General features: G+C 45.5%; 3 protein-coding genes. All 3 read right to left on the minus strand.

The annotated features are described in order from the left end of the window. A partial coding sequence (ispE, locus tag A3738_RS04770; RefSeq protein WP_068763402.1) for a 4-(cytidine 5'-diphospho)-2-C-methyl-D-erythritol kinase occupies positions 1–487 on the minus strand: 487 nt, incomplete at its 3' end. After that, on the minus strand, positions 472–1,038 hold the full coding sequence (gene lolB, locus A3738_RS04775; RefSeq protein WP_197473516.1) for a lipoprotein insertase outer membrane protein LolB: 567 nt from the start codon (positions 1,036–1,038) through the stop codon (positions 472–474). The genes lolB and ispE, both read right to left, overlap by 16 nt. A gap of 42 nt (positions 1,039–1,080) precedes the next feature. Next, on the minus strand, positions 1,081–1,591 hold a 511-nt coding region (locus A3738_RS04780), incomplete at its 5' end, for a tetratricopeptide repeat protein (RefSeq protein ID WP_156503963.1).

Consider the following 1,591-nt stretch of genomic DNA (forward strand, 5'->3'; position numbering starts at 1 on the left):
CTGGTGTTTTTATAGGCGATAATTGCTCGCCAATGCCTTCTGCCCATGATGTTTTTCCGTTTACGAATACTGGAACATCGGCACCTAATTGAATCCCTAAGTCGCAAAGTTTTTCGTTGCTTAAATTGCATTGCCATAAGTAATTTAAAGCAATTAATGTCGTCGCTGCATCAGAGCTGCCACCGCCCACACCTCCACCCATGGGTAGACGTTTATTTAGCGTGATGTCGACCCCTTTATAGTACGTGGCGAAAGGTTCCAAAAATTTTGCAGCTTTGTAAATTAGATTGTCTTCGACAGGAATGTCGTTGAACTCAGGTTTGATCGTAATAGCTTGGCTTGAGTTCAGTTCAAAATGTAGTTCGTCCCCAAAATCGAGAAGTTGAAAAACTGTTTGAAGTTCATGGTAGCCGTCTGGTCTGCGCCCATTGATATGTAGGAATAGATTTAACTTGGCGGGGGCTGGAAGGCTTAGAGAATGGACCATTGTGCAACTACCAATGTAATACGCGTGTCGTTTTGTTCGATTTTGATTCGGCCAGGTAAGGGAAGGTTTGATACATCGTGGTAGCGATCTAGGTGTATTGTCCAGCCATCTTGTTCAAGTGTAGATAGTAGGCCTTGGTCGTTGAGCGTTTCTTGGGATTTAGATTGCGGTGCTGGAATGCCGCGCAGCCAATAGCGAATTCTTTGTATAGGTAAGGGGCTGCCTAGTAACTCTTTGATTGTGTAGTTAGGGTAGTCTGATCTAACTGGTTCTTGGCCGGGTTCGTTAGCCTCAATCCAGGCGGCGGTGCCTTTCAGTTCGATGGCGCCTAATCCAAAGAATGCAGAACTTAATTCGATTTGGTATTTGTCAGCGTCTTGAAGCCAGTTGTTGATGGCGACACTGAAAGCTTCTTCGCTATTGCGAAAGCCTAGTTTGCCATTAAATTGAAAGGTCTCAATTTGATAAAGCTTAGCGCGGAGTTCTTTTGAGCCGTCGTTTTCGAAGCTTTTATAGCTACTAGAGCAGCTCATCAGTAATAAGCTGAACACTATCGTGAAAGTCCAGCGAGATATGGTTTGAGGCATTTTCTTTTAAGACTCTGAGTTTGTTTCTAACTCAGGCTCTGGTTGGTCTTCGGCAGAGTTTGTAGTGCTATCTTCAGAGTCAGCGTTGGGTTCAAGCATTTCGGGTGCAAGTCTCTGTAGCGTCTCTATTAATACCTTATGATCTGGTTGTTGACGCAAACTGTTGCTCCAAACAGTTCTTGCTTGGTCTTTTTTGTCGAGTGACCAAAGTGCCTCGCCTAAGTGTGCTGCTACTTCTCCGTCTGGATATTTTAAGTACGCTGCACCTAGTAACTGTACCGCTTCTTCGGCTTTTCCTAATCGGAAAAGGACCCAGCCCATGCTATCCATGATGGCTGGATTATCTGGTTTTAGCACAAGCGCCTTGCCAATGAGTTGCGCAGCTTCCTCGAGTCGATCTGTGCGATCAGCCAAGGTATAACCTAGGGCGTTCAGGGCAATCGCATTATTTGGGTTTTGGTCGATGAGGTGGCGCAGGTCTGCTTCCATTTCTTCAAGCCGATCGTCGCCTTCGTAA

This window comes from Oleiphilus sp. HI0066 (assembly GCF_001635725.1).